This window comes from Micromonospora sp. CCTCC AA 2012012, assembly GCF_040499845.1.
GTDB lineage: Bacteria > Actinomycetota > Actinomycetes > Mycobacteriales > Micromonosporaceae > Micromonospora > Micromonospora mangrovi.
Genome location: NZ_CP159342.1, coordinates 434,699 through 461,447 on the forward strand (window position 1 = coordinate 434,699; position 26,749 = coordinate 461,447).

Here is a 26,749-nt window from a genome sequence, read left to right on the forward strand (position 1 = left end):
GCGGACGTGGCAGGGTGGTTGGGTGACCGATTCCGTACCCGCCGACCCGGCCGCCACCGGCGCGGACCTGCCCGGACCCGCCGACCCGGCCGCCTGGCTGACCCTGCCGGACGTCGCCGAGCGGCTCGACCTGCCGATCAGCAAGGTCCACCAGCTGATCCGGGACCGCCAGCTGATCGCGGTACGCCGCGACGGCGTCCGCCGCATCCCCGCCGACCTGGTGGCCAACCAGATCGTGCTCAAGCACCTGCCCGGCGTGCTCAACCTGCTCGCCGACGCCGGCTACGACGACGAGGCTGCGCTGCGCTGGCTCTACGAGGAGGACCCGAGCCTCCCCGGCACCCCGGCCGTCGCCCTCGGTGGCGACCTCGCCCGCGAGGTCAAGCGCCGCGCCCAGGCCCTCGGCTTCTGACCCGTCCCGGGGTCGGCGGTACGTCGCCGACCCCGCACGGGATCAGTCGGTGCGGCGGGTGGCGGCGATCGCCAGGTCCACCAGGGCCTGCCGGGCCTCGGTGTCCAGGTCGACCGTGGTGAGGGCGGCCAGCGCGCCCTCGGTGAGCGTGCCGATCCGCTGCTCCGTACGGGCCAACGCCCCACTGCCGCTGATCAGCTCCCGCAGCCGTTCCACCCCGGCCGCGTCCAGCCCCGGATCGCCGAGCCCGCCCAGCAGCAGCTCCCGGCCCGCCCCGTCGACCACCTCCAGCGTCGCCGCGACCAGGTACGTCCGCTTGCCCTCGCGCAGGTCGTCGCCGGCCGGCTTGCCGGTCTGCGCGGGGTCGCCGAAGACGCCCAGCACGTCGTCGCGGAGCTGGAACGCCTCGCCCAGCGGCAGCCCGTACGCCGAGTAGGCCGCCCGGACCTCGGCCGGCGCGTCGGCCAGCGCGGCACCGAGCAGCAGCGGCCGCTCGACCGTGTACTTCGCCGACTTGTAGCGGGCGACCTTGCCGGCCCGCTCCAGCGAGGTGTCGCCGGTGGCCTGGGTCAGCACGTCCAGGTACTGCCCGACGGTCACCTCGGTCCGCATCTCGTCGAAGACCGGGCGGGCCCGGGCCACCGTCCGTGGGTCGAGGCCGGCGGAGTGCAGCAGCTCGTCCGACCAGACCAGGCAGAGGTCGCCGAGGAGGATCGCCGCGGCGTCGCCGAAGCCGTCCGGGTCGCCGCCCCAGCCGGCCGCGCGGTGCCGGGTGGCGAACCGCCGGTGCACCGCCGGCTCGCCGCGCCGGGTGTCCGAGCGGTCCATCAGGTCGTCGTGGATCAGGGCGCTCGCCTGGACGAACTCCAGTGCGGCGAGGGTCGTCACCACCTGGTCGCTGTCGACCCCGCCGGCACCCCGGTAACCCCAGTACGCGAAGGCGGGGCGGAGCCGCTTCCCCCCGCCGAGCACGAACGCCTCGATCGCCTCGGCGACCGGCGCGAGCGCGTCGTCGACGTCGGCCATCCAGCTGCGCTGGCCGGCGAGGAACTCGGTGAGGGCCTTGTCGATCCGCTGGCGCAGGCCGGCGCGGTCGACGGGGGAGACGGGAGCAGCGTGGGTCACGCCACGACGCTAGCCGGTCCCCGGTGGTCGCGTCGTGTCGCCGGGTCGGCGTGCCGCGCGTGGCGTCCGTCCGGGACCCCGTCGACGGGTCGGCCGGCCGGCCCCGACCGGGAGCCACGGGCCGGCGGCCGTGAGCTGTGCGGCGTACCGGCGTACCGCCGGCTCGTCGTGGTGCGCGGCCAGCCGGCGGCGGACGTCGGTGAGCTGACCGGCCGCCCGGGGCGAACCGGACCGGACCGCGTCGAGCAGCGCCTCGCCGGCCACCGCGCAGGCCTGCTCCACCTCGCCGAGCTGGAGCAGGCCGCGGGCCAGCCAGCCGCCGTAGACGGCCGCGCGGCGCGGGCGGCCCCGCCCCCGGGCGACCGGGTCCAGCAGCGGCACGGCGGGTCCCGGTCGGTCGAGGGCGACCAGCGTCCGACCGGTCATCGCGGCCAGCTCCGCGTCGTCGAGCCAGTAGAGCCAGGCCGGTTCCCGCCCCGGGTCCGGCCCGGTGAGCCGGCCGGCCGCGGTCAGCGCCTGCCGGGCGGCGCGCCGTCGCCCGCCCAGCGCGGCGGCCAGCGCCACCCGGTGCAGCAGCAGCGCCCGCAGCCCCGGTGAGGCGGCGCCGCGCGAGCCGGCGTATCCGGTTCGGGCGAGCGTCAGCGCCCCGTCGACGTCGCCGAGGCCGGCGAGCAGGTGGCTGGCCGAGCCGAGCACGTGTCCGCCCAGCGCCCGGTCACCGGCGGCGCCGGCCGCCCGCAGCGCCAGCCGGTAGGCGTCCAGCCCGCCGGCCGGGTCGCCGGCGTCGGCGCTCAGCCAGCCGCTGAGCTGGGCCGCCTCGGCGAGGACGGGGAGCAGCCGGCGGCGCTCGTCCGGCCCGGCGTCGGTGAACGCCCGGGCGGTGCGGCGCAGCCGGCGGCGCCCGTGACCGGCCAGGTCCGCCCCGCCCGACAGGTCGTCCCAGCGACGCAGCTCGGCCAGCTCCTCGGCCACCGGGCGGACGGGACCGGACCGGAGACCGGTGCCACCCGGGTCCGGGTCCGCCGAAACCGGCAGCGGGCGCCACGGCGGGCCACCGAGCAGGTCGCCGGTCGGATCGGCCAGCCAGCGGTGCGCGAGGGTGAGCAGGGCCGCCCGGGAGCGGGACCGCGGGCCGCCCACCGCCCCCGCCGGGGCGCCCCACCGGCGGCTGCGGGCCGCCGCGTCGGCGAGCAGCCCGCCGGGCACGTCGAGCACGACGGTGAGCCAGCCCAGCCAGAAGTCGCCGGGCAGCCGGAGCTGCCGTTCCCACCGGGAGACCTCGTGCCGGGTCAGGGTGGGCACCCCGGAGGCGGCGCAGAGCTCGGCGGCGATCCGCTGCTGGCTCCAGCCGCGGGCCAGCCGCAGCTGCGCCAGGAGCGGCCCGAGCAGGCGCGGACCGGGTGGCGGGAACGGGGTCATCGGTCCTCCGAGGGCGTCGGCGCGGGTGACGACACGGCCGTCCGGCTGGACCGACCGGCGCGTCGCCGGAACGTGCTGACCCCCGCACGGGCCCCCGGACCGGCCCTTCGGCCGGCCCACCGCGCTGTTCCCCGTTCTACCCCCGGGGTACGACGCTCCGCGGTGCCCGACGGCTGGGAAGCTCGTGGGGACCGCGGCCGATGCCCGCTAGAGTCGGTGCGTGGCGCTCGGTCTCCCCTCGGTCCTCCCCAATCCCCAACCGGCGATCGGGGAGCTGATCCGCGACCGTCAGCCGACCTTCTCGTTCGAGTTCTTCCCGCCCAAGACGGCGCAGGGCGAGCGGCTGCTCTGGCAGGCGATCCGCGAGCTGGAGTCGCTGCGCCCCTCGTTCGTCTCGATCACCTACGGCGCCGGCGGCTCGACCCGGGACACCACGGTCGCGGTCACCGAGCGGATCGCCACCGAGACGACCCTGCTCCCGATGGCGCACCTGACCGCCGTCAACCACTCCGTCGCCGAGCTGCGGCACGTCATCGGCCGGCTGGCCGGCGTCGGGGTGCGCAACGTGCTCGCCGTGCGGGGCGACCCGCCGGGCAACCCGGGCGGCGAGTGGGTGCCCCACCCCGAGGGCGTGCACTACGCCGAGGACCTGGTCCGGCTGGTCCGGGACGCCGGTGACTTCAGCGTCGGGGTGGCCGCCTTCCCGTACAAGCACCCGCGCTCGGCGGACGTGGCCACCGACACCGCGCACTTCGTCCGCAAGTGTCGGGCCGGGGCCGAGTTCGCGATCACCCAGATGTTCTTCGACGCCGACGACTACCTGCGGCTGCGGGACCGGGTCGCGGCGGCCGGCTGCGACACGCCGATCCTGGCCGGGGTGATGCCGGTGACCCAGATCGGCACCATCGAGCGCTCCGTGCAGCTCTCCGGGGCGCCGTTCCCGCCCGCCCTGGCCGCGCGGTTCGAGCGGGTGGCCGACGACCCGGAGGCGGTCCGCCGGCTCGGCATCGAGCAGGCCGGCGAGATGTGCGCGAAGTTGCTGGCCGAGGGCGTGCCGGGGATCCACTTCATCACCCTCAACCGCTCCACCGCGACCCGCGAGGTCTGGCAGCAGCTTCAGGCCGGCGCGCGGGTGTGACCACCCGTCCCGCCGACACCAGCAGCGCCCTTCTACGGTTGTTCCCGTGGTGGGCACACAGCTGAACTGGGACCAGTACGCGACGGCGTGGGCGCGGCTGCACGGCGGGTTCGACCCGCGGGCGGCCGCGCCGGTGGTGCGCGCCTGGCTGCGCTTCGCGTACCACGTCGGGTTCGTGCTGGGCCGGCTCCGGGTCGGGCCGACCGCCGTCACCGTGGTCGGGGTGCTGCTCTGCTTCTGCGTGCCGCTGCTGGTCGGCCGGACCGGCGACGGGCCGATCCTCGGGGCGCTGTTCGTGCTGCTCGCCGCGGTCGCGGACAGCGTCGACGGCGCGGTGGCGGTGGCCACCAATCGGACCACCCGCCTCGGCTACGTCTACGACTCGGTCGCCGACCGGCTCGGCGAGGCCGCCTGGCTGACCGCGTTCTGGCTGCTCGGCGCGCCGGGCGCGCTGGTCGCCGCCGCCGGCGGCCTCTCCTGGCTGCACGAGTACGTGCGCGCCCGCGCGGTCGCCGCGGGGATGCGCGAGATCGGCACGGTGACCGTCGGGGAGCGCCCCACCCGGGTCAGCGTGGCCCTGGTCGGGCTGCTGGTCGCCGGGCTCGCCGGGCTGATCGACGTCGACCTGACCGCCGGGACCATCACCATGGCCACCACGGTCTGGGTGCTGCTGGCCGGCTTCGGCCTGGGCCAGCTCCTCTCCGCCGTCCGCCGGGCCCTGATCGACGCCGGCTGACCGGTCAACCGGCGGCCACTCTTTCCCGGAAAGAGTGGCCTTCCGCGTCCCGGAGGCCACTCTTTCCGGGAAAGAGGCCCCTCCTGTGCGGCAGGAGAGGGCTCTTCGGGAGAAGAGCCCCTTTTCGGGGCGGGGGGCGTGGGGGTCAGGTCACCAGGCGGGGCCGATGTCCTGGGCGACGATCTCGGCGGAGAGGGTGACCATGGGCAGTCCGCCGCCGGGGTGGCTGGAGCCGCCGACCAGCCAGAGCCCGGCCGCCGGGCCCCGGTTGGCCGGGCGGAGCAGCCCGCCCGCGGTGCCGTAGATCGCCCCGCCCGGCGCGCCGGTCGCCGTGTCCAGGTCCGCCGGGGTGCGGATCTCCCGGAACACCAGCCGGTCCCGGACGTCCATTCCGCGCTCCGCGAGCACGTCGAGGATCCGGTCGGCGTACGCCTCGGCCAGCCCCGGCCGGCGCCAGTCCACCGCCCCGGCGGCGGTGCCGTGGCGGGCGGCGTTCACCAGCACGAACCACGCCTCGTGCCCGTCCGGGCGGACCGTCGGGTCGTCGGCGACGGTGACGAAGACGGTCGGGTCGAGCGCCGGTCGGGCCCGGATTCCCCGCCCCGGGTCGCCGAAGACGGCGTCGAACTCGGCGTCGTAGTCGCGGGGGAAGAAGACGTTGTGGTGGGCCAGCCCCGAGTCGCCGCGGACGCCGAGCAGCAGCACGAAGCCGGCCAGGCTGCGGTCGGTGAGCCCGGCCAGCCGGCGCGGGCTGGGCAGCAGGTCACGATAGAGGGTGAGCGCGTCGACGTTGGCCACCACCGCGTCGGCGGGGACGGGCGCGGCGACGCCGGCGAGGCGTACCCCGTGGACCCGGCCGCCCACGGCGTCGATCCGGGTGACCCGGGTGCCGGTCTGCACGACCACGCCCAGGTCCAGGCAGCGCGACAGCAGCGCGTCGGCGAGGGTGCCCAGCCCGCCGCGCAGGTACCAGCCGCCGTACGCCAGCTCGGCGTAGGGGACGGCGACCAGCGCGGCCGGGGCGCGGCGCGGGTCGGCGCCGGTGTACGTGGCGTACCGGTCGAGCAGCATCCGCAGCCGTGGGTCGGACAGGTGCCGGCGGCCCAGTCCGCGCAGGGTGCGGCCGGGGCCGATGGCGGCGAGGTCGCCGAGCCGCCAGGCCAGGCCGGCCAGGTCGCGGGGGGAGTCGATGGGGCGGCGCAGGATGTCCCGGTGCGAGGCCGCCCAGACCCGGGCGGCGCGCTGCCAGAGCCGCTGCCAGTCGGCCGCGGAGCGGTCGCCGAGGGCGGCGCCGATCCGGGCGGCGAACTCGGCCGGGTCGGCGCAGGAGTCGAGGGCGGGCCCGCCGCCGGGGAAGACGTGCCGCACGATCGGGTCGAGCGGGGTGAGGTCGAGGTACTCGTCGAGCTTCGCGCCGGTCGCCTCGAACAGGTCGTGGAAGACCTGGGGCAGGGTGAGCAGGCTCGGCCCGGTGTCGAAGTGGTACGTCCCCTCCGGCGTGTCGTGGACGTACCGGCCGAGCTTGCCGCCGACGGTGTCGGCGCTCTCGAAGACGGTGACCTCGTGCCCGGTGACGGCCAGCCGGGCGGCGGTGGCCAACCCACCCACGCCGGCGCCGATGACCACGATCCGCGCCATGCCACGTCCTCCTAGCTGACCGGGCGGCCTCGCCAGGACAGGCGCCGCCGCTTCCGCAGATGGTACGACCGCAGGGTCAGCCAACCGAGGACCACGACCGACACGGGGTGTGCCAGCGCGTCGGGCCAGGCCCGCCCGCCGGTGGCCCGGGCGCTGACCACCCGCCCGGCGACGCCCAGCGCGTACGCCGCCAGCGTGGCGCCGGCCACCGCCGGCGCGCCCGCCGCCAGCGCCCCGACCGCCACCAGCGGGGGAGCGGTCCAGAGCAGGAGCAGCAGGGTCACCACGACGGCGGCGGCGAGCGGGTGCCCGAAGGAGGCCCAGAGCGACTTGGTGTAGCCGTCGCGCAGCTGCGGCCAGGTCTCGTACATCCGGCAGGAGGCCAGCGCCGACCCGTCGGCCAGGGCGATCCGGCCGCCTGCGCGCTTGACCGCGCGGGCCAGCTCGATGTCCTCCAGCACCTTGTCGGCGACCGACGCGTGCCCACCGGCCCGCAGGTAGCCGGCCTGGTCGACGAGGAGGAACTGCCCACCGGCCGCCGCGAGGGAGGGCCGCGGTGAGCGTTCCATCGCGCGCAGCGGCAGGAAGGTCAGCCACAACCACTGCAGCAGCGGCTGCACCAGCCGGTCGGCCGCCGTCCGCACCAGGATCCTCGGGTACGGCGACAGCAGCGTCGCCCGCGCCGCGCGCAGCTCGGTCACCGCCGCCGCGACGGCGTACGGGGTGAGCACCACGTCGGCGTCGACGAAGGCGAGCACGGTGACGGCCGGGTCGGTCCGGGTGGCGAGCTGCCAGCAGGCGTGCGGCTTGCCCAGCCAGCCGGGCGGCGGGGCGACCCCGGTGAGCAGGGTGAGTCGCGGGTCGTCGCCGGCCACCGCGCGCACCACGTCGGCCGTCCCGTCGCCGGAACCGTCGTCGAGCACCACGATCCGCAGGTTGCGAACCCCCTGCTGGGCCAGCAGCGACCGCAGGCACGGGGTGACCCGGTCGGCCTCGTCGCGCAGCGGCAGCAGCACCGCCACCGGCTCGGTCACCTCCACCGGGCCGGCGCCGGGGCGGCGCAGCCAGCGGGTGGCGTTCACCCAGGTGTGGCCGGTGAGCGCGGCGAGCACGACCAGCAGGGCGAGGACGGCGGTCATGCCGGCGCGTCGGCGCCGGCGCGGGCCGGGCGGTGCGGCGCGGGCCGTCCGGCGTCGTCGCGGCGGGCCCGCAGCAGGGTGACCGCCAGCGGTACGGCGGTGACCGCCATGCCGACCGCGCCCCAGACCGCCGAGGCGGGCAGCCGCAGGAAGACCGCGTGCGCCAGCACGCTGGAGAAGTACGTCCACAGGTAGAGCGCGAACATCGGCGCGTCCCGCCCGTCGACGGCGTCCACGGCCGGGCCGGCGAGGGGACGCAGCGCGCTCATCAGCAGCACCGCGAAGAGCAGCCAGCCGAGGTAGTTGCTGACCGGGATGCCGGGCAGGCCGGGCAGCGCCGGGACGGCGTCCCGCCACCGCCAGTACCCCTCGGCCACCATCTGCGGGTCGAGGAAGAGGTCCCAGGCGGCCAGCCCGACCGCGCCCAGCGCGACCCGACCGAGCCGGTCCCCCCACCCGGGTCCCCGCCGGTCCCCGGCCGACCCGGGGGCGGGGCGGGTGAGCCGGACCGCGGCCAGCCAGGCCGGCCAGGCCATCCAGGTCCAGGCCAGCGGGATGATCAACGGCACCCCGGCCAGTTTCGGCCCCAGCTCGCCGGAGTAGTCGTAGCTGCCGAACGGGAAGCCGGTGGCCACCCCGAGCGCCTCGATCGCGAAGCCACCCCCGGTGGCCACCGCGACCAGCGCCCCCGCCGTCCGCGCGCCCCGGCTGAGCAGCGCGTGCCCGACCGAGAGCAGCCAGCCGAGGACGACGGTGGCCACGGTCAGCCCGGCCCGGGTGGCGCCGGTGGTGAGCGGATAGCAGATCTGGGCGAGGATCAGGACGGCCAGCAGCGCCCAGGGCAGTAGCCGTCGGCTCACGGCGCGGCCGGTTCCGGGGCGGGTGGGGGCAGCGGCAGGTCCCGGCCGAGCACGCCGAACGGGCGCTCGTCACCGGGGAAGTGGAAGTGCCGCAGCACGTCGACGAAGCCGAACCGGCGGTAGAGCCGCCACGCCCGGGACTGCTGCTCGTCGGCCTCGGGCGTGGAGAGCAGGGTGGTCGTCCCCTCCGCCAGGCCGAGCAGGGCGCGCAACTGGCCGGCCCCGAGGCCGTGCCCCTGCGCGGGCGGGCGGACGTGCAGCTCCACCACCTCGAAGCAGTCGGTCAGCCAGCGCCGCCGGGCGGTGCCGTCGAGCGCCCGGTGCACCTGGTCGTGCCACCACTGCCCGGGGGCGCCGAGATAGCCGTACCCGAAGCCGGCCAGCTGGCCGGAGGAGGTGAGGCTGGCGACGGCCCGGAAGCCGGGGCGGCGGACGTGGGTGGCGATGTAGCCGCGCCGGGCCTCCAGCAGGTCGGCGCGGTAGCCCATCGCCTCGCCGTAGACGGCCACCACGTCGTCCAGTCGCCGGACCAGATCGTCCGGCGTCCACCGCACCAACCTCATGCGTGTCCTCTCGCCTCTTCCGCGTCGCCGTCGGCGACCCAACCCAGCACCGTCCGGTCGCCGACCACGTCGCGCACCTCGAACCGCGCGAAGAGTTCCTCCGCGTACCACCCCTCGGTGGGGGTGCGGGCGATGGCGGCGCGGTGCTCCGGGTGACGGTACGCGAACGCGACGAGGTCCGCCGGATCCCGCCACACGCTCACCGTGCCCTGCCAACCCAGCGGCGCCTCGCCGACACCGAACCGGGCGAGCAGGCCGGGGGCGGCGTGCAGGGCGGCGGCGACCGGCGGGATCGCCCGCCAGAAGGTGACCGCCCGGCGGGGCCGCAGCCGGGCCCGGGTCAGCGCGAGCACCGGCCCGTCGACCCGGCCGCCGGGCGGGTCGCCGAAGGGTCGCCGGCCGGACCACTCGCCCCGGCTGGTCAGCGGGCGCAGCTCGACCCGGGCGGACGCGTGGGCGATCCGGGCCCAGGAGCGGCCCACCGGGGAGGCGTCGAAGCCGGCCGCGGCGGCTGGGGAGTCCCAGGCCACCAGGGCGGCCCAGCGGGTCAGGTCGGCGTCGCCGGGGCCGAAGCCGGTGCCGGTCCCGGTGCCGAGCAACTTGCCGAACCGTACGCCGGGGGTGTGCCGCAGCCGGCGCGGGTGCCGCGCCATCCGGGCCAGCGCCCCGGGCACGGCGGTAAGGGGAATCCGCCACACGTGCAGCGTGACCAGCTCGGGGACGTCGCTCACGCCACGTCGGCCGGGGTTCCGGCGGTGATCCGCAGCAGCTCCGCGTACGTGGTCGGGAAGACCGCCTGCGGCACCCCGCCGGCCGCCCACACCTCGTCGTACGCCGCGAGGGCGGTGTCGACCAGGGTGCGCAGCGGCCGGGGGTGGCCGAGCGGGGCGACCCCGCCGATCACCTGGCCGGTGTGCTCCCGGACGAACTCGGGGGTGGCCCGGCGCAGCCGGGTGACCCCGAGGGTCGCGGCGAGGCCGGCGGTGTCCACCCGGTGCGCGCCGGAGGTGAGCACCAGCAGCGGCGCGTCGTCCGCGTCGAAGATCAGCGAGTTGGCGATGGCGCCCACGTCGACGCCGAGCGCCTCGGCCGCCGCCGCGGCGGTGTGGACCGCGTCGGGCAGCAGGCGGACCTGGCTGGCGCCGGCCGAGCCGTCCCGGGCGCCCGCGTCGTCGAGCGCCCGCTGCACCGCCTGCACGTTCGGGTGTGGCTGCATGCCCCCATTCTCCCCGCCGGGCCCGGCCGGCCCGCACCCACCCACGCCGTGTCCCGCCCGGTCAGCCGAACCGGTCGGCGAGCGCGGTCAGCTTCGCCACGTACGCCGGCCAGTCGTGGCCGTCGGGGAGGCTGCTGGTCTCCCGCTGCCAGCCGACCGCCCCGTCGTGCTGCTCGCGCAGGATGTCGGCGTGCCCCGCGTGCCGGGCCAGGTCGACCAGGACGTGGGCGATGATCCGGTGCAGGGTGACGTCCTGCGCGCCCGGCCGCCACCACGGCACCCGCCCCGGGGCGTCGAGGGGCAGCAGCTCGATCGTCTCGTCGGCGAAGGTCCCGACGCGACGGTAGAGGTCGATCAGGCCGTCCTTGGTCTCGTCCTCCCGCGCGTACCAGTCCGCCTGCGGGTCCTCGTCGTACGCCGACAGGGGGAGCAGTTCGTCGGGCGTCGGGAACTCGCGCCCGAAGGTGGGCCCGAAGTAGCCGGCCTCGACGTTGAGGCAGTGCTTGACGATGCCCAGCAGGTTGGTGCCGGTCGGGGTGCGGGGCAGCCGCGCCTCGCGTTCGCTCAGCCCGTCGAGCTTCCAGATCAGGTCGTCGCGGGACGCCTGGAGGTAGTGGCGCAGCACCGTCTTCGGATCGTCCATGTCAGCCATGCCGGTCAGTCTGCGTGCTGCGGGGCGGTCGGTGGGGGCCGGGAGACCTCATCGGGCGATACCGGGCCAGTTCGGGGTGGCCCGGACCCGACCGGCGGCGTCCACCAGCAGGGCGGCGTACCCGTCCAGGGTGGTCAGCCAGTCGAGCGCGTCCGGGCCCCGGGCGACGGCCGCGGTCGCGTACACGTCGGCCCAGAGCAGCTCGGGGCCGACCACGGTGACCGACCGGACGGCCCGGGCGGGGCGGCCGGCGCACGGGTCCAGGATGTGCGTGCCGCGCCGCGCGGTGCCCGACGTGGCGACCGCGCCGCCGGTCAGCTCCAGCACGTCGAGCAGCTGCTCGGGCCGCCCGGGGTCCTCGACGCCGACCCGCCAGCCCGGCCGACCCGACCCGGTACGCAGCAGCACGTCCCCGCCGGCGTTGAGGCAGAGGTCGTGCCCGGGCAGGTCGCCCAGGTGCCGCGCGGCCCGCTCCACCGCCCACCCCTTGACCAGGCCCGACGGGTCGAAGCCGGTGCCGCCCAGCGGCAGTGGCAGGTGGCGCGCGTCGAACCAGCCGGCGGTCCGCGCGCGGGCCGTCCCGCAGAGCGTCACCACCTGGCGCACCAGCGGGTCGGCGGTGGTGGCCGGGTCGGGCACCGCCCCGCCGAGCCGGCCGAGCACGCTCTCCGGCCGGTACGTGCTGAACACCGCGTCGACCTGCCGCAGCTCGGCGAAGACCCGCTCCACCCGCTGCGCCACCGCGTCGGTACGCACCTCGGGGCCGCGCAGGTGCACGCTGACCGGCAGCCCCATCACCTGCACCACCCAGGCGCGCCGGTCGAGTTCCACGGTCCTCACTTCAGGTGCGCCGCGTCGATCGCGGCCTGGAGGGACTCCTGGTAGCCGTCGCTGGTGACGGTGGCGCCGGAGACGGTGTCGATCCGGGCGCTCTGCGCGGCCAGGGCCTCCTGCCGCAGGATCGGCACCGCGTAGTCGTTGATCTCCTGGTCCCGGTGGTTGCCGTCGGGCACCTGCACGGCGACCACGTCGGTGATCTTCCCGCCGGAGACGGTGATCCGCACCTGCACCGGACCCCACCGGGTCTGCGCCACCGACCCGGTGGCGGTGCCGCTGCCGGTGGAGCCGGAGCCGGTCCCGGTGCCGGCGCTGGTGCCGGAGCCGGTGTCGGTGGAGCCCGGGTCGGTGCCGGGGTAGGTCCCGCTCCACGAGCCGGTGCCCGTGCCGCCGGAGGCGATGGCGCTGCTCTCCCCGCCGGGGCCCATCGTGCTGGTCTTGTAGCTGAACAGCAGGACCAGGGCGGCCACGGTGGAGAGCAGCCAGATGGTGATCCGTCGCACGGATCCTCCTTTCGCGCCTGTCACCAGGCGAAACGTTCGTGATGGAGGTGCGCGTCCGGCACCCCGGCCGCGCGGGTCGCGGCGCGGGCCGCGTCCACCCAGCCGTCCGGACCGCAGAGGAAGACGTCGTGACCGGCGATGCCGGGGGAGAGCCGACGCAGGGCGTCGGCGTCGGACAGCCCTTCGGCGTACGTCGGCAGCCAGGCGGGCCGCCGGGCCCGGGGGCCGACCAGCAGGTGCACCACCACGCCGCGTTCCGCGGCGAGCCGGTCCAGCTCCGCCCGGAAGGCTAGCTCCTGTTCGGTACGCGCGCGGTAGAGCAGCACCGCCTCGCCCGGGGCGTACGGCAGCTCCCAGAGCAGCGCCAGCAGCGGGGTGATCCCGACGCCGCAGGCGAGCATGGTGAGCCCGCCGCCGCGCCAGTGCTCCCCGGTCAGCCGCCCGTACGGCCCCTCGATCAGCACCTTCGTGCCGGGGCGCAGGGTGGTCACCCGGGAGCTGTCGTCCCCGAGGTCCTTGACGGTGATCCGCATCAGGTCCCCGGTGGGCGGCGCCGACAGCGAGTAGGGGTGCGCCCGGGACCAGCCGGGGCCGTCCAGGAACCGCCAGAGGAGGAACTGCCCGGCCCGGGCGGGCAGCCGGTGCAGGTGGCGTCCGCGCAGCCAGACCGAGGTGATGCCGGGGGCCTCCGGGACCACCGCGGCCACCTCGACCCGGTGCCGCAGCGAGCGCCAGGCCGGCAGGCCCAGCCGCCAGACCAGCACGCTGGCCAGCGCCAGCAGGTAGACGGTCCACCAGTAGGCGCGGGCGGCGGCGGAGGCGAGGAAGTCCGCCCCGGTCCAGAGCTGGTGCGGCAGCGCCAGGGCGATGCCGAGGTACGCGTACAGGTGCAGCAGGTGCCAGGACTCGTAGCGCAGCCGGCGCCGGGCCGCCCGGACCGAGGTCACCACGACCAGCACCAGCAGCGCCAGCGCCGCGGTGGCCAGCAGCATCCCGGGGTACGACACGACCAGGTCCCAGGTCTCGGCGAGCACGCCCTGCCGGGCGGTGCCGGCGTAGCCGAGGACGGTCAGCGCCACGTGGGCGAGGAGGAGGTGGAAGGAGGTGAAGCCGGCGAGCCGGTGCCAGCGGGCGATCCGGTCCTGGCCGAAGCGCCGCTCGATCAGCGGCACCCGGGCCATCAGCACCACCTGGATGAGCATCAGGTCGGCGCTGAGCAGGCCGGCGAGCCGGCCGGCCGAGGTGAGCCCGGTGGCGAGGCCGCCGACCAGCTCCTGCACCCCCCGGTCGGCGGTCCAGAGCGCGGTGACGACCAGCAGGCTGAGCACGGCTGCGCTGCCCGCGACGTCGGCCCACCAGCCGGGTGTCACCGGACGGGTACGACGGGTGCTGCGCCGGTCGGCGACGGCGGCGGTCACCGGGCGGTCGTTTCGGTACGGCTGACGTTCATGGGTCAACCCTGGGGTGACCACCTCGGGGACGCCTTTGCCGCTGCTGTGCGCCGGCTGGGAATCCGGTTCGCCTCCGGCGTGTCCCGGCGCGTCACACGTTGCATTTTCGTCGGAGGGGAGGTGTACTGTCGGGGTAGTTAGAACGAGTGTTCGATTGAGTCGTACGCTCGTTCCAACCGCCGGGTGCGGGTGTTTCGCGGCACCGGTCCCGGCAGGTGCGGTTCCGCGGACCGCACCGGGCGCCGGACAGTCGCGAGTCCGGCCCCGTCAGGCAGGATCGTCGTCCGCCGCCCACGACCCCCGGGCGGCGGGCGACGGACCCGCCGGTACGCCGGCCGGGTGTGGTGTGGGGAAGCTCCACACCCGGCCGGCCCCACACGGTGCGCCTTCCTCCGCACCACCCGCCCCGGGCGCCTCGCACCGGCGGATCCGATCCGCCGGGCGGCGCGCCCGCCTCGGTCACGTGGAGGAGACAGTCCCATGCCGACCAGTCCGGCTCAGGCACCGACGGTGCCGGCGCACGTGCTGCCGCACCGCACCCCCGCCCAGCTGCTCGCCGTGGCCCGGCACGGGCTGACCGAGGCCGCCCAGACCCGCCCCGACGGCCTCCGCTACGCCGCCGCCCACCTCGCCGCGCTGCGCGCCGCCGCCGCCCTGCTCGCCGCCCGTGCCCGACCGGCCCCCGGCCGGCGCAACCGGGTCACCAGCGTCTGGGTCCTGCTCTCCACCGTCGCCCCCGAGCTCGACGAGTGGGCGCGCTACTTCGCCGCCGGCGCCGGCAAGCGGGCCGCCGCCGAGGCCGGCATCCCCCGGGTGGTCACCGCCCGGGAGGCCGACGACCTGCTCCGCTCCGCCGAGCAGTTCGTGACGGTGGTGGAGGCCTCGCTCGGCCTGGCCCACCAGCCGGCCCTGGACGGGCTGGCCGCCTGACCCGACGCGTCCGGTCCGGCGGTGGGAAGCCCGCCGGGCCGGACGCGTCGCCTCCGGTCCGGCAGACCTGACCCGGACCCGGCACCACCTGCAGCACAGCGACACGGCACAGCACGGGGATCCGTTCCCGTGGCGACACACGACGGGGGGTAGGTCCGATGGCGGGCCGCATGGTGGTCGGTTCCGCCGCACTGGCCGGGCTGGTACGTCCGGCGAGCGCACCCGATCCGGCGGGCGGTCACCGGGTGCTGCCGGTCCTGCCGGAGCTGACCGGCCTGCTGCCCAACCGTGGCCTGCGGCGCGGCAGCACCATCGCGGTCGGCGTCGGACAGCCCCGCCGTAGCGGAGGCACCTCCCTGCTCCTCGCGCTGCTCGCCGAGGCGTCCCGGGCCGGCTCGTGGTGCGCCGTGGTCGGCGTCCCCACCTTCGGCGCCGGGGCGGCGGCCGAGGCCGGCATCGCCCTGGACCGGCTCGCCCTGGTGCCGCACCCCGGGCCCGAGTGGCCCACCGTCGTCGCCGCCCTCATCGACGGGGTGGACGTGGTGGTCACCGCCGTCCCGGCCACGGTCTCCGCCTCGGTCGCCGACCGGCTGGCCGCCCGGGCCCGGCAGCGCGGCAGCGTGCTCGTCCCGTACGGCCGCTGGGACGGCGCCGACGTCACGCTGCAGGTGGTCCGGGGCGTCTGGGAGGGGCTGGGAGCCGGCCGGGGACGGCTGCGCCGCCGGGAGGTCACCGTCTCGGCGCGGGGCCGTGGGGCGGCCGCCCGGCCGAAGGAGATCAAGGTCTGGCTGCCCGGCGACGGGCTCACCCGCGTCATCCCCCGGGCGACCGGTGTCGGCGCCGCCGCCCGGGCCGCCCTCGCCGCCCCGTCCCGCCGCGGCGCGCTCACCCTGGTCGGCCCGACATGACCACCACCCCGGTACGGACGCTGCTGCTCTGGTGCCCTGACTGGCCGGTGCTCGCCGCCGAGATCGTCGACGGGGTGCCCGCCACCGACCCGGTCGTGGTGCTGCACGCCAACCGGGTGATCGCCTGTTCGGAGCGGGCCCGCGCCGAGGGGGTGCGCCGAGGGCTGCGCAAGCGGGAGGCGCAGGGGCGCTGCCCGCAGCTCACCGTCGTCGAGCACGATCCCGGCCGGGACGCCCGGGCGTTCGAGCCGGTGGTCGCCGCCGTGGAGGAGGTGGCCGCCGGGGTCGAGGTGGTCCGTCCGGGGGCCTGTGCGCTGGCCGCCCGTGGTCCGAGCCGCTATCTCGGGGGCGAGGAGGCGGCGGCCGAACGGATCATCGAACACGTCGCCCAGAGCTGCGCGGTGGAGAGTCAGGTCGGCATCGCCGACGGGGTCTTCGCCGCCGGGCTGGCCGCCCGGGACGGCCGGGTGGTGCCGCCCGGCGGGACACCCGGATTCCTGGCCGGGCTGCCGGTCGAGGCGCTCGGCCGGCCGGCCCTGGCCGATCTGCTGCGCCGGCTGGGGATCCGCACCCTCGGGGACTTCGCCGCGCTGCCGGCCGGTGACGTGCTGGCCCGGTTCGGCTTCGACGGGGCCCTCGCGTACCGGCTCGCGGCCGGTCGGGACCACCGGCCGCTCGCCGTCCGGCACCCCCCGGCCGACCTGGCCGTCACGGCCGACCACGACGAGCCGATCGAGCGGGTCGACGCCGCGGCCTTCGCCGCCCGGGCCCTGGCCGAGCAGTTGCACGAGCGGCTCGCCGCGCACGGGCTGGCCTGCACCCGGCTCGGCATCGAGGCGGTCACCGCGCACGGCCAGGAGCTGCACCGGGTCTGGCGGCACGACGGGCTGCTCACCGCCGCCGCCATCGCCGACCGGGTGCGTTGGCAACTGGACGGTTGGCTCTCCGGCGGCAACCGTCGCGCCGGCGCCCGCCCGGCCCGGCCGACCGCCGGGATCATCCGGCTGCGACTGGTCCCCGACGGAGTGCTCGCCCAGGCCGGCCTGCAACCGGGACTGTGGGGGGAGGCCGGTGAGGAGCGGGAGCGGGCGCACCGTGCGCTGAGCCGGGTGCAGGGCATCCTCGGCCCCGAGGCGGTGCTGACCGCCGTGCTCGGCGGCGGTCGGTCCCCGGCCGACCAGGTGCGCCTGGTGCCGTGGGGCGACGAACGGCTGCCCGCCCGCCCCGGCCCGCCGCCACTGCCCGCCGCGCCGATCACCGCTGCCGACCGACCCGTCCCGCCCCCCGGTCTTCCTGCCGCTCCCGACCGATCCGTCCCGGCCTCCGGTCTTCCTGCCGCCGTCGACCGGCCCGTCCCCGCCTCCGGTCTTCCTGCCGCCCCCGACCGGCCCGTCCCCGCCTCCGGTCTTCCTGCCGCCCCCGACCGACCCGTCCCCGCCCCCGGTCTTCCTGCTGCCCCCGCCGCGGGTCTTCCTGCTGTTCCGGGTGCCGGCGGCGAGGAGCGGGGCGGGGTGGGGCGGGGGGTGGCGCGGCGCGGGCGGGCCGCAGCCGGCCGTGTGGCCGGTGCGGAGGTGCCGCCGTGGCCGGGGCGTCTGCCGCCGCCCGCGCCGGCCGTGGTGCTGCCCACTCCGCTCGCCGCGACCGTGCGGGACGCCACCGGCGAGCCGGTCGTGGTCAGCGCGCGCCTGGCGGTGAGCGCCCCGCCCGCCCGGCTGGTGGTCGGCACGGGCCGGCCGGCGGAGATCGTCGGGTGGGTCGGCCCGTGGCCGGTGGACGAGCGCTGGTGGGCGCCGGCCGAGGCCCGTCGGCGGGCCCGGTTCCAGGTCAGCCTGGCCGACGGCGCCGCCCTGCTGCTGGCGGTCGAGGGCGGCCAGTGGCTGGTGGAGGCGATCTATGACTGAGCGCCGGTCGGCGGCTGGGCGCCGGTCGGCGGCTGGGCGCTGGTCGGCGGCTGGGCGCCGGTCTGTGGTGGGGCGCCGGTCTGCGGTCGGGGGACGCTCCGCGGTTGGGAGCTGGCCTGCGGCTGGGCGTTGGTCGGTGGCTGCGTGCCGGTCCTTGCTCGGGTGCCGGTCTGCGGGGAGACGCCGGTCGGTGGTGGGGCGTGGGTCGGGTGAGACCCCACCCGACGGACGCTACGAACGTGATTACACAGATGGATCGCCGCTGACCTCCGGTGAGTCGGCCGTGATCTTCGACCTTCTGATTCATCTTTGCCATCAGGTTCGTAGGCGACGCACGGGTACCCGCCGTCCCGCGCCGGCTCTGACACCGGCCTGGCGAGGAGTGGACCGGTGAGCTTCCACAATCCGAAGCTGCCCTGGTCGGAGCTGGAACGCGTGCTCTCCGGCCGGTCCACCGACGGCCGGTCCGGCGACGGGCGAGGCGGCGGCGGGCGAGGCGGCGATGGGCGAGGCGGCGGCGGGCGAGGCGGCGATGGGCGAGGCGGCGGCGGGCGAGGCGGGCGGTCGCGGGACGAGCGGCACCTGCACGTGGTGGATCCGCTCGCGGTCGACGCCGACGGCGGTGACGCCCCGGTCTGGAGTCGGAAGCGGCAGCACTACGAGCCGCCCGAGGCACCCGCGCTGGCCCGACCCGACGACACCGTGCCCTACGCCGAGCTGCACACGCACACCAACTTCAGCTTCCTCGACGGGGCCAGCCACCCGGAGGAGCTGGCCGAGGAGGCCGCCCGGCTGGGGCTCACCGCGCTCGCCGTCACCGACCACGACGGCTTCTACGGGGTGGTCCGCTTCGCCGAGGCGGCCCGCGCGCTGCACCTGCCGACGGTCTTCGGCGCGGAGCTCTCCCTCGGGCTGCCCGGCCCGCAGAACGGCGAGCCCGACCCGCACGGCGCGCACCTGCTGGTGCTCGCGCACGGCCACGAGGGGTACGCCCGACTCGCCGCCACCATCTCCCGGGCCCAGCTGCGCGGCGGCGAGAAGGGCCGCCCGGTCTACGGCGAGCTGGAGGAGGTCGCCCAGGAGCTGAAGGACCACGTGCTGGTGCTGACCGGCTGCCGCAAGGGACACGTCCCCGGTGCGCTGCTCACCGAGGGCGTCGACGCGGCTGCCCGGGAGCTGGACCGGCTCACCGCCCTGTTCGGCGCGGACACGGTGGCGGTGGAGCTGACCGACCACGGTCACCCGGTCGACGCCGACCGCAACGACGCCCTCGCCGAGCTGGCCGCCGCCGCCGGGCTGCCCACGGTGGCCACCAACAACGTGCACTACGCCACCCCCGGCCGACGCCGGCTGGCCACCACGCTGGCCGCGGTCCGGGCCCGGCGCAGCCTGGACGAGATCGACGGTTGGCTGCCCGCCGCGGCCACCGCCCACCTGCGCAGCGGCGCGGAGATGGCGGCGCGGTTCGGCGCGTACCCGGGGGCGGTGGCGCGGGCCGCCGAGTTCGGGGCGGAACTCGCCTTCGACCTGCAACTGGTCGCGCCGAAGCTGCCGGCGTACCCGGTGCCGGCGGGGCACACCGAGATGAGCTGGCTGCGGCACCTGACCATGCGGGGGGCGCGGGAACGGTACGGGCCGCCCGAGGCGCACCCCGAGGCGTACGCGCAGTTGGAGCACGAGCTGCGGATGATCGACGAGCTGGGTTTCCCCGGCTACTTCCTGGTGGTCTACGACATCGTCAGCTTCTGCCGCGAGCAGGACATCTACTGCCAGGGTCGGGGCTCGGCGGCCAACTCGGCGGTCTGCTACGCGCTGCGGATCACCAACGTGGACGCGGTCCGGCACCGGCTGCTCTTCGAACGCTTCCTCGCCCCGGAGCGGGACGGGCCGCCCGACATCGACGTGGACATCGAGTCCGACCGTCGGGAGGAGGTGATCCAGCACGTCTACGCCCGGTACGGCCGGGAGCACACCGCCCAGGTCGCCAACGTCATCTCCTACCGTCCCCGCTCGGCGGTGCGGGACGTGGCGAAGGCGTTCGGCTTCTCCCCGGGTCAGCAGGACGCCTGGAGCAAGCAGATCGACCGTTGGGGCTCGGTCGCCGCCGTCGACGTGGAGGACATCCCCGAGCAGGTGGTCGCGTACGCGAACGAACTGCAGACCTTCCCCCGGCACCTGGGCATCCACTCCGGCGGCATGGTGATCTGCGACCGCCCGGTGATCGAGGTCTGCCCGGTGGAGTGGGGTCGGATGCCCGGCCGCAGCGTGCTCCAGTGGGACAAGGACGACTGCGCCGCGGTCGGGCTGGTCAAGTTCGACCTGCTCGGCCTCGGCATGCTCTCCGCCCTGCACTACGGCTACGACATGATCGGGACGACCCTCGACCTGGGCGACATGACCCTGGACGACCCCGAGGTCTACGACATGCTCTGCCGGGCCGACTCGGTCGGGGTGTTCCAGGTGGAGAGCCGCGCCCAGATGGCCACCCTGCCCCGGCTGAAGCCCCGGGAGTTCTACGACCTGGTGGTGGAGGTGGCGCTGATCCGTCCCGGCCCGATCCAGGGCGGCTCGGTGCACCCGTTCATCCGGCGCAAGAACGGTCAGGAGCCGGTGACGTACGCGCACCCGCTGATGCGCAACGCGCTGGAGAAGACCCTCGGCGTGCCGCTGTTCCAGGAGCAGCTGATGCAGCTCGCCATCGACCTGGCCGGTTTCGACGCGGCCGGCGCCGACCAGCTGCGCCGGGCGATGGGGGCGAAGCGGTCGGTGGAGCGGATGGCGCAGATCGCCGACCGGTTGTACGCCGGGATGGCCGAGCGGGGCATCACCGGGGAGCTGGCCGACGACGTCTATCGCAAGCTCACCGCGTTCGCCAGCTACGGCTTCCCGGAGAGCCACGCGATGAGCTTCGCTTACCTGGTCTACGCCAGTTCCTGGCTCAAGCGCTACCACCCGGCCCCGTTCCTGGCCGCGCTGCTCAACGCCCAGCCGATGGGCTTCTACTCGCCGCAGACCCTGGTCGACGACGCCCGCCGGCACGGCGTCGAGGTACGCCGCCCGGACATCAACGCCAGCGGCGCGTCGGCGGTGCTGGAGTCCACCCCGGACACCCGCTGGGGGAGTCAGCCGGGGGAGCCGCCGCACGCCTGGGGGCTGGGTGGTCCGGCCGTCCGGCTCGGGCTGGGTGCGGTGCGTACCCTCGGCGAGGGGGTGGCCGAGCGGATCGAGGCGGAGCGGGCGGCGCACGGGCCGTACGCGGACCTGTCGGACCTGGCCCGGCGGGTCGGGCTGACCGCCGCGCAGCTGGAGGCGCTGGCCACCGCGGACGCCTTCGCCTGTTTCGGGCTGACCCGGCGGCAGGCGCTCTGGGCGGCCGGCGCGGCGGCCCAGGACCGGCCGGACCGGCTGCCCGGCACGGTGACCGGCGTCAGCCCGCCCACCCTGCCCGGCATGGAGGAGGTCGACAAGCTCGTCGCCGACGTCTGGGCGACCGGCCTGTCGCCGGAGACGCATCCGGCCCGGTTCCTCCGCGACCGGCTCGACGCGCTGGGCGCGGTGCCGATCGCCCGGCTCGGCCGGGTGGAGCCCGGCCAGCGGATCCGGGTCGGCGGGATCGTCACCCACCGGCAGCGGCCGGCGACCGCCGGCGGGGTCACCTTCCTCAATCTGGAGGACGAGACCGGGATGCTCAACGTCACCTGCTCACCGGGTCTGTGGCAGCGGTACCGCCGGGTGGCCCGGACCAGCGCGGCGCTGGTGGTGCGCGGCCGGTTGCAGCGGCACGAGGGGGTCACCAGCCTCACCGCCGACCGGCTGGACGCGATTACCCCGCCGGTCACGCCGGCCTCCCGCGACTTTCGCTGACCGCCCATCCGGCGCACGCGGCGCGCTATCCGCCGGATTCCCCACAGATGGGTTTCAAATCTGCGCGGGCAGGAGAAGTGCTCCTCCGCGTGGGCAGGGTGGCCCGCGCCCTGGAGGAGGTGGCCATGTCACGGACGCTGCGGACGACCGCGTTGGTCGGGGTGTTCACCCTGGCGGTCAGCGGTTGCGGGGGAGTGGGCGGCGGCGGAACCGATTCCGGTGGTGGCGCCAAGGATTCCGGCGCGCTGAGCACCATGGGGTTCGGCCTGTCGGACGAGATCGCCAAGACCCGGGTGGACGCGTTCAAGCGGGACCATCCGAAGGTCGAGCTGAAGATCACCGAGGGCGCCTTCGACGAGCAGCAGTTCCTCTCGGCCGTGGCCTCCGGTAACCCGCCGGACCTGGTCTACATGGACCGCAAGCTGATCGGCACGTACGCCAAGCGCGGCTCGATCCAGCCGCTGACCGACTGCGTCAAGAAGCAGGACATCGACCTGGGGCAGTACCGGCAGGCGGCCAGGGACCAGGTCACCCTGGACGGCACGGTCTACGGCATCCCCGAGTTCAGCAGCGTCCGGGTGGTCTATCTCAACGAGGCGGTGCTCAAGCAGGCCGGGCTGACCGCCGACAGCGTGAACCTGGCCGACTGGGCCGCGCTCCCCGGGGTCAACGCGAAGCTGGCCAAGGTCGACGGCGGCAAGCTCACCCGGATCGGCATCGACCCGAAGATCCCCGAGTTCCTGCCGATGTGGGCCAAGGCCAACGGCGTCGAGATGATCTCCGCCGACGGCACCAAGGCCAACCTCAACGACCCGAAGGTGGTCGAGGCGCTGACCACCGGGGTGAAGCTGATCCAGGACCAGGGTGGCTGGGGCAAGTTCAAGTCGTTCCGGGACACCTTCGACTTCTTCGGCGCGCAGAACCCCCTCGCCAAGAACCAGATCGCCGCCTGGCCGATGGAGGAGTGGTTCCTCAACCAGGCCGCCAAGAACAGCCCCAAGGCCGAGCTGGTGGTCAAGCCCTTCGTCGACCGGGAGGGCAAGCCGGTCACCATGTCCGCCGGGCAGGCGTGGGTGATCACCAAGGGGGCGAAGAACCCGGACGCGGCCTGCGCCTTCGCCAAGCAGATGACCGCCACCGACACCTGGCTGGCCGCCGCGAAGGCCCGCGCCGAGGCCCGCAAGGCCGCCAACCTGCCCTTCACCGGTGTCTGGACCGGCAACGAGCAGGCCGACAAGAAGATCTTCGACGAGGTCTACCAGCCGACCGGCAACAAGCGTTTCGACGACGCCGTGGCCACCATCCGGTCGGCCCAGGACGCCGCGTTCGCCATGCCCGCCTCGCCGGCCGGCGCCGAGTTCGACAAGGCCTGGACCGATGCGGTCAACCGGGTGCTCTCCGGGCAGGCCCAGCCGCAGCAGGCGATGGACCGGGCCCAGCAGGAGGCCACCGCCGCGCTGGACAAGGCCGCGAAGTAGCCACCGGAGATGGCCACCACCGCCACCACCTCCCTGCCGGGCCGGCGTCGGCGTACGCCGCTGGCCCGGCGGGAGGCCCGCTGGGCGTACCTGTTCCTGGCGCCGTGGATCGTCGGGTTCCTGCTCTTCCAGGCCGGCCCGATGATCGCCAGCGCGTGGCTCAGCCTCACCGAGTACGACGTGATCAACGCGCCCCGGTACACCGGCCTGGACAACTACCGGCAGTTGATGAGCGACCCGCAGGTGGCCCGCAGCCTCGGCAACACCGTCTACTACACGGCGCTGCACGTGCCGCTGGTGATGGCCATCTCGCTCGGCCTGGCGCTGCTGCTCAAGCGGGTCGGCCGGCTCCAGGGCTTCTTCCGGACCGTCTTCTACCTGCCGGTGATGACCCCGGCGGTGGCCGTCGGCATCCTGTTCCTGCTGCTGCTCAACACCCAGGACGGCCTGATCAACCGGGCGCTGGGCCTGGTCGGGATCGACGGGCCGAGCTGGACCACCGACCCGGACTGGGTGCTGCCCGGCATCGTGCTGATGAGCCTCTGGAGCCTCGGCTCCACCGTCATCATCTATCTGGCCGCGTTGCAGAACGTGCCCCGGGACCTGTACGAGGCCGCCGACCTGGACGGGGCCGGCGGCTGGGCCCGGTTCCGGCACGTGACCCTGCCGATGATCTCCGGATCGCTCTTCTTCACGCTGATCGTCAACACCATCGCGTCGCTGCAGATGTTCACCGAGGTCTACACCATGTACTTCGGCAACCGGCAGACCGCCGGATCCTTCAACAGCGACGCGGCATCGTTCTACGTGATCCATTTGTTCCAGGAAGCGTTCCAGTTCCTGCACATGGGCTTCGCCTCGGCGATGGCCTGGCTGCTCTTCGTGATCATCCTGGTGATCACCCTGGTGCAGGTGAAACTCAGCAACCGGTTCGTGTACTACGAGGGGGAGGACCAATGAGCGAGGCGTACCACGGCCTGGCCAACAGCCGGCGGACCCGGCTGGGCGCGGACTGGCAGCCGCACCAGCTGGAGGCCCGGGAGTACCCGGTGACCGACGGGCCGGTGGCGAACGACCGGCGGTCCCGGGCGGAGGAGGACTCCGAGGGCGTCACGCCATGAGCACCACGGTCGACCCGGGCGCCGTCACCGCCGTACCCCTGGACGGGGCGGCGGGGGCGGCGGCCCGGCGGCCGCCGGCGGCGGAGGCCGGGCGACCGCGCTGGCAGCGGGTGCTCTTCGTGGTCACCCTGGTCGGCGCGGCGGTGATCTTCATGCTGCCGTTCGTCTGGCTGGTCAGCGCCTCGCTGCGCCCCCGGGAGTACGTCTTCGCCCCCGGCTTCCTGCCGACGCCCTTCGCGCCGGGAAACTACGCCGCGGCGTGGCACGCCGTGCCGATGCTCACCTGGCTGTTCAACAGCGTGGTGGTCGGGGTGGCCGCCGCGGCCACGGCGACCATCTCCAGCGCCTGGGTGGCCTTCGGCTTCGCCTACTTCCGCTTCCCCGGCCGCAACCTGCTCTTCGGCCTGGTGCTCGCCACCATGATGCTGCCGTTCGCGGTCACCATGATCCCGACCTACCTGATCTGGTCGAAGCTCGGGCTGACCGACACCCAGGTGCCGCTCTGGGCCGGCAACCTCTTCGGCTCGGCCTTCTACATCTTCCTGTTGCGGCAGTTCCTGCTCTCGTTGCCCCGGGAATACTTCGAGGCCGCCCGGGTGGACGGGGCCAGCTATCCGCAGCTGTTCTGGAAGATGGCCTTCCCGCTGATCCGCCCCGCCCTGCTGGTGGCGTTCGTCTTCGAGTTCAAGGCGAGCTGGACGGACCTGCTCAAGCCACTGATCTATCTGCGCAACGAGCAGCTCTACACCCTGCCGCGCGGGCTGAAGGTGGTGCTCGACCGGTTCGGCTACGGCGGCGAGCAGCAGTGGGAGGTCGTCCTGGCCGGCAGCGTGCTCGCCACCGTACCGATGATCATTCTGTTCTTCCTGGCCCAGCGGCACTTCGTCGAGGGCATCGCCACCACCGGCCGCAAGGGCTGAGTGGCGGGGGTGACTAGGCTCGGCGGCGTGGAGCAGACCAGAACGCTGACCCCCCGTACCGCCGTCATCTGGGCGGTCCTGGCGGCCGAGCTGGACCGCCGGGCCGGCGACCGGCTCACCGTGCTCGACGTCGGCGGCGGCACCGGCGGCTTCGCCGTCCCGATCGCCGAGGCCGGCCACCGGGTCACCGTGGTCGACGCCAGCCCCGACGCGCTCGCCGCGCTGACCCGCCGGGCCGCCGAGGCCGGTGTCGCCGACCGGGTACGCGCCCTGCAGGGCGACGGCGACGCGCTCGCCGGGCTGGTCGAGCCGGGCACCGTCGACCTGGTGCTCTGCCACTCCGTCCTGGAGGTCGTCGACGACCCCGCCCCGGTGGTGGCCGCACTCGTCGCCGCGCTGCGCCCCGGCGGCGCGGCCAGCGTCCTGGTCGCCGGGCGGGCCGCCGCCGTGCTCGGCCGGGCCATGAACGGCCACCTCGACACCGCCGCCGCGCTCGCCGCCGACCCGCACGGCAGCGCCGGGCCGCGGGACACCCTGCGCCGCCGCTACGACGCCACCGACGCCGCCGCGCTGCTCGGCGACGCCGGACTCACCGTCGAGGAGATCCACGGCGTACGCGTCCTCGCCGACCTGCTCCCCGCCGCCGTGGCGGACGGTCAGCAGCCCGCCCTGGTCGAGCTGGAGCGGGCCCTGGCCGCCCGGTCGCCGTACCGGGACCTCGCCGCCCAGCTGCACCTGTTCGCCCGCCGACCGGCATGACCGGCCCGGCGGTGGGGCCGCTCGACCCGGTGGCCCCGGCCTACGGCGGGGGCAGCCTCGCCGACGTGCTGCCCAGCGCCCTCGCGGTGCTCGGGGTGCCCGGCGCGGTCGACCTGCTCGACCTGCGCCCCCGGCTGGCCGGGGTACGCCGGATCGCCGTGCTGCTGGTCGACGGGCTCGGCTGGCACCAGATCCCCACCGCCGCCCCGTACGCCCCGACCCTCGCCGGGCTGACCGCCGCGGTCGGGGTTCCGCTCACCTCCGGCTTCCCCTCCACCACCCCGACCAGCCTGGTCAGCCTCGGCACCGGCAGCGCCCCCGGCGGGCACGGCGTGCTCGGCTTCAAGGTCCGGGTCCCCGGCACCGACCGGGTGCTCAGCCACATCGAGTGGAGCGGCGACCCGGATCCGCTGACCTGGCAGCCCGTCCCCACCCAGTACGAGCGGGCCCGCGCGGCCGGCGTCGCGGTGACCGTGGTCAGCCGCCCCGAGTACGCCGGCAGCGGCCTCACCCTCGCCGCCAACCGGGGCGGCGACTACCGCGGCGCGGCCGACGTGGACGCCCTCGCCACCCGGATGCTCACCGCCCTGGCGGCCGGCGCCGGGCCCACCCTGGTCTCCGGCTACCACCCCGACCTGGACCGGCACGGCCACCTCAGCGGCGTCGACTCGGCCCCCTGGCGGCTCGCCGCCGCCGAGGTGGACGGGCTGCTCGCCCGGCTGGTCGACGGGCTGCCGCCCGACGCCGCGCTGCTGGTGACCGCCGACCACGGCCAGCTCGACGTGCCGGCGGGGCACCGCGTCGACTTCGACACCGACCCCCGGTTGCGGGCCGGGGTGCGGGTGCTCGCCGGCGAGCCCCGGGTCCGCTACCTGCACGTCGCGCCCGGGGCGACGGCCGACGTGGTGGCGGCCTGGTCCGAGGTGCTGGGCGACGCGGCCCGGGTCACCACCCGCGACGAGCTGGTGGCGGCCGGCTGGTTCGGGCCGGTGCCGGAGGAGCACCTGCGCCGGATCGGCGACGTGGTGGCGGTCTGCCGGGGCACCCACGCGGTGGTGGCCACCCGCTCCGAGCATCCGATCGAGTCCCGGCTGGTCGCCTACCACGGCGCGGACACCGCCACCGAGATGACGATCCCGCTGCTGGTCGTGCGGGGCTGACCGGCCGGGCCGCCGGTGG

The 26,749-nt window shown here is 75.6% G+C and carries 25 protein-coding genes; 13 read left to right on the forward strand and 12 right to left on the reverse strand.

What is annotated here, in order from left to right:
• Positions 1-22 precede the first annotated feature (22 nt).
• On the forward strand, positions 23-412 hold the full coding sequence (locus tag ABUL08_RS02075; RefSeq protein ID WP_350933946.1) for an Rv2175c family DNA-binding protein: 390 nt from the start codon (positions 23-25) through the stop codon (positions 410-412).
• 42 nt (positions 413-454) lie between these two features.
• Here ABUL08_RS02075 and ABUL08_RS02080 read toward each other — a convergent pair whose 3' ends face one another.
• Together ABUL08_RS02080 and ABUL08_RS02085 are read right to left on the reverse strand one after the other, a co-directional pair.
• On the reverse strand, positions 455-1,537 hold the full coding sequence (locus tag ABUL08_RS02080) for a polyprenyl synthetase family protein (protein ID WP_350933948.1): 1,083 nt from the start codon (positions 1,535-1,537) through the stop codon (positions 455-457).
• Positions 1,538-1,546: 9 nt separating this feature from the next.
• Positions 1,547-2,956: a transcriptional regulator gene (locus tag ABUL08_RS02085; protein WP_350933949.1), complete on the reverse strand. Its 1,410-nt coding sequence runs from the start codon at positions 2,954-2,956 to the stop codon at positions 1,547-1,549.
• A 220-nt stretch (positions 2,957-3,176) separates the two neighbouring features.
• On the opposite strand from ABUL08_RS02085, the gene metF reads away from it, so the two are divergent.
• Positions 3,177-4,094: a methylenetetrahydrofolate reductase [NAD(P)H] gene (gene metF, locus ABUL08_RS02090; protein WP_350933951.1), complete on the forward strand. Its 918-nt coding sequence runs from the start codon at positions 3,177-3,179 to the stop codon at positions 4,092-4,094.
• Between the two features lie 46 nt (positions 4,095-4,140).
• Positions 4,141-4,830: a CDP-alcohol phosphatidyltransferase family protein gene (locus ABUL08_RS02095; RefSeq protein WP_350933953.1), complete on the forward strand. Its 690-nt coding sequence runs from the start codon at positions 4,141-4,143 to the stop codon at positions 4,828-4,830.
• A 150-nt stretch (positions 4,831-4,980) separates the two neighbouring features.
• Here ABUL08_RS02095 and ABUL08_RS02100 read toward each other — a convergent pair whose 3' ends face one another.
• The 10 genes from ABUL08_RS02100 to ABUL08_RS02145 form a co-directional block, all read right to left on the reverse strand.
• The gene (locus tag ABUL08_RS02100) at positions 4,981-6,468 is read right to left on the reverse strand and encodes a phytoene desaturase family protein (RefSeq protein ID WP_350933955.1); all 1,488 of its coding nucleotides are present in this window, start codon (positions 6,466-6,468) and stop codon (positions 4,981-4,983) included.
• Between the two features lie 11 nt (positions 6,469-6,479).
• Positions 6,480-7,607 carry a glycosyltransferase family 2 protein gene (locus ABUL08_RS02105; RefSeq protein ID WP_350933957.1) on the reverse strand — a complete coding sequence of 376 codons (1,128 nt, stop codon included), beginning with the start codon at positions 7,605-7,607 and terminating at the stop codon, positions 6,480-6,482.
• Positions 7,604-8,467 carry a carotenoid biosynthesis protein gene (locus ABUL08_RS02110; protein ID WP_350933959.1) on the reverse strand — a complete coding sequence of 288 codons (864 nt, stop codon included), beginning with the start codon at positions 8,465-8,467 and terminating at the stop codon, positions 7,604-7,606. Before ABUL08_RS02110 ends, ABUL08_RS02105 begins: the two co-directional genes overlap by 4 nt.
• On the reverse strand, positions 8,464-9,030 hold the full coding sequence (locus tag ABUL08_RS02115; RefSeq protein WP_350933961.1) for a GNAT family N-acetyltransferase: 567 nt from the start codon (positions 9,028-9,030) through the stop codon (positions 8,464-8,466). Before ABUL08_RS02115 ends, ABUL08_RS02110 begins: the two co-directional genes overlap by 4 nt.
• Complete coding sequence (locus ABUL08_RS02120) at positions 9,027-9,761, reverse strand: monooxygenase (RefSeq protein ID WP_350933962.1); 735 nt, start codon at positions 9,759-9,761, stop codon at positions 9,027-9,029. The genes ABUL08_RS02115 and ABUL08_RS02120 overlap by 4 nt, the downstream gene beginning before the upstream one ends.
• The gene (locus ABUL08_RS02125) at positions 9,758-10,246 is read right to left on the reverse strand and encodes a YbaK/EbsC family protein (protein ID WP_350933964.1); all 489 of its coding nucleotides are present in this window, start codon (positions 10,244-10,246) and stop codon (positions 9,758-9,760) included. The genes ABUL08_RS02120 and ABUL08_RS02125 overlap by 4 nt, the downstream gene beginning before the upstream one ends.
• Positions 10,247-10,307: 61 nt before the next feature.
• Positions 10,308-10,898: a DinB family protein gene (locus ABUL08_RS02130; RefSeq protein ID WP_350933965.1), complete on the reverse strand. Its 591-nt coding sequence runs from the start codon at positions 10,896-10,898 to the stop codon at positions 10,308-10,310.
• 48 nt (positions 10,899-10,946) lie between these two features.
• The gene (locus ABUL08_RS02135) at positions 10,947-11,729 is read right to left on the reverse strand and encodes an FAD:protein FMN transferase (protein WP_350933967.1); all 783 of its coding nucleotides are present in this window, start codon (positions 11,727-11,729) and stop codon (positions 10,947-10,949) included.
• Between the two features lie 5 nt (positions 11,730-11,734).
• Positions 11,735-12,238, reverse strand: coding sequence for an FMN-binding protein (locus ABUL08_RS02140; protein WP_350933969.1), 504 nt, complete (start codon positions 12,236-12,238; stop codon positions 11,735-11,737).
• A gap of 20 nt (positions 12,239-12,258) precedes the next feature.
• The gene (locus ABUL08_RS02145) at positions 12,259-13,656 is read right to left on the reverse strand and encodes a ferredoxin reductase family protein (protein ID WP_350933971.1); all 1,398 of its coding nucleotides are present in this window, start codon (positions 13,654-13,656) and stop codon (positions 12,259-12,261) included.
• Positions 13,657-14,169: 513 nt separating this feature from the next.
• On the opposite strand from ABUL08_RS02145, the gene ABUL08_RS02150 reads away from it, so the two are divergent.
• The 10 genes from ABUL08_RS02150 to ABUL08_RS02195 all read left to right on the forward strand — a co-directional run bounded on the left by ABUL08_RS02150 (position 14,170) and on the right by ABUL08_RS02195 (position 26,730).
• Positions 14,170-14,619, forward strand: a complete 450-nt coding sequence (locus tag ABUL08_RS02150) for an SAV_6107 family HEPN domain-containing protein (protein ID WP_350933973.1) — start codon at positions 14,170-14,172, stop codon at positions 14,617-14,619.
• A 158-nt stretch (positions 14,620-14,777) separates the two neighbouring features.
• Complete coding sequence (locus ABUL08_RS02155) at positions 14,778-15,527, forward strand: hypothetical protein (protein WP_350933975.1); 750 nt, start codon at positions 14,778-14,780, stop codon at positions 15,525-15,527.
• A complete protein-coding gene (locus ABUL08_RS02160) occupies positions 15,524-17,428 on the forward strand; it encodes a DNA polymerase Y family protein (RefSeq protein ID WP_350933977.1) in 1,905 nt (634 codons plus the stop codon). Before ABUL08_RS02155 ends, ABUL08_RS02160 begins: the two co-directional genes overlap by 4 nt.
• A gap of 390 nt (positions 17,429-17,818) precedes the next feature.
• A complete protein-coding gene (locus ABUL08_RS02165; protein ID WP_350933979.1) occupies positions 17,819-21,292 on the forward strand; it encodes an error-prone DNA polymerase in 3,474 nt (1,157 codons plus the stop codon).
• A 125-nt stretch (positions 21,293-21,417) separates the two neighbouring features.
• Positions 21,418-22,770: a type 2 periplasmic-binding domain-containing protein gene (locus ABUL08_RS02170; protein ID WP_350933980.1), complete on the forward strand. Its 1,353-nt coding sequence runs from the start codon at positions 21,418-21,420 to the stop codon at positions 22,768-22,770.
• A 9-nt stretch (positions 22,771-22,779) separates the two neighbouring features.
• Complete coding sequence (locus ABUL08_RS02175) at positions 22,780-23,730, forward strand: carbohydrate ABC transporter permease (protein WP_350933982.1); 951 nt, start codon at positions 22,780-22,782, stop codon at positions 23,728-23,730.
• The gene (locus ABUL08_RS02180) at positions 23,727-23,891 is read left to right on the forward strand and encodes a hypothetical protein (protein ID WP_350933984.1); all 165 of its coding nucleotides are present in this window, start codon (positions 23,727-23,729) and stop codon (positions 23,889-23,891) included. The genes ABUL08_RS02175 and ABUL08_RS02180 overlap by 4 nt, the downstream gene beginning before the upstream one ends.
• A complete protein-coding gene (locus tag ABUL08_RS02185; protein WP_350933986.1) occupies positions 23,888-24,811 on the forward strand; it encodes a carbohydrate ABC transporter permease in 924 nt (307 codons plus the stop codon). The genes ABUL08_RS02180 and ABUL08_RS02185 overlap by 4 nt, the downstream gene beginning before the upstream one ends.
• A 9-nt stretch (positions 24,812-24,820) precedes the next feature.
• On the forward strand, positions 24,821-25,570 hold the full coding sequence (locus tag ABUL08_RS02190) for a methyltransferase domain-containing protein (protein ID WP_350933989.1): 750 nt from the start codon (positions 24,821-24,823) through the stop codon (positions 25,568-25,570).
• Positions 25,567-26,730, forward strand: a complete 1,164-nt coding sequence (locus ABUL08_RS02195) for an alkaline phosphatase family protein (protein WP_350933990.1) — start codon at positions 25,567-25,569, stop codon at positions 26,728-26,730. The genes ABUL08_RS02190 and ABUL08_RS02195 overlap by 4 nt, the downstream gene beginning before the upstream one ends.
• The last annotated feature ends 19 nt before the right edge of the window (positions 26,731-26,749 follow it).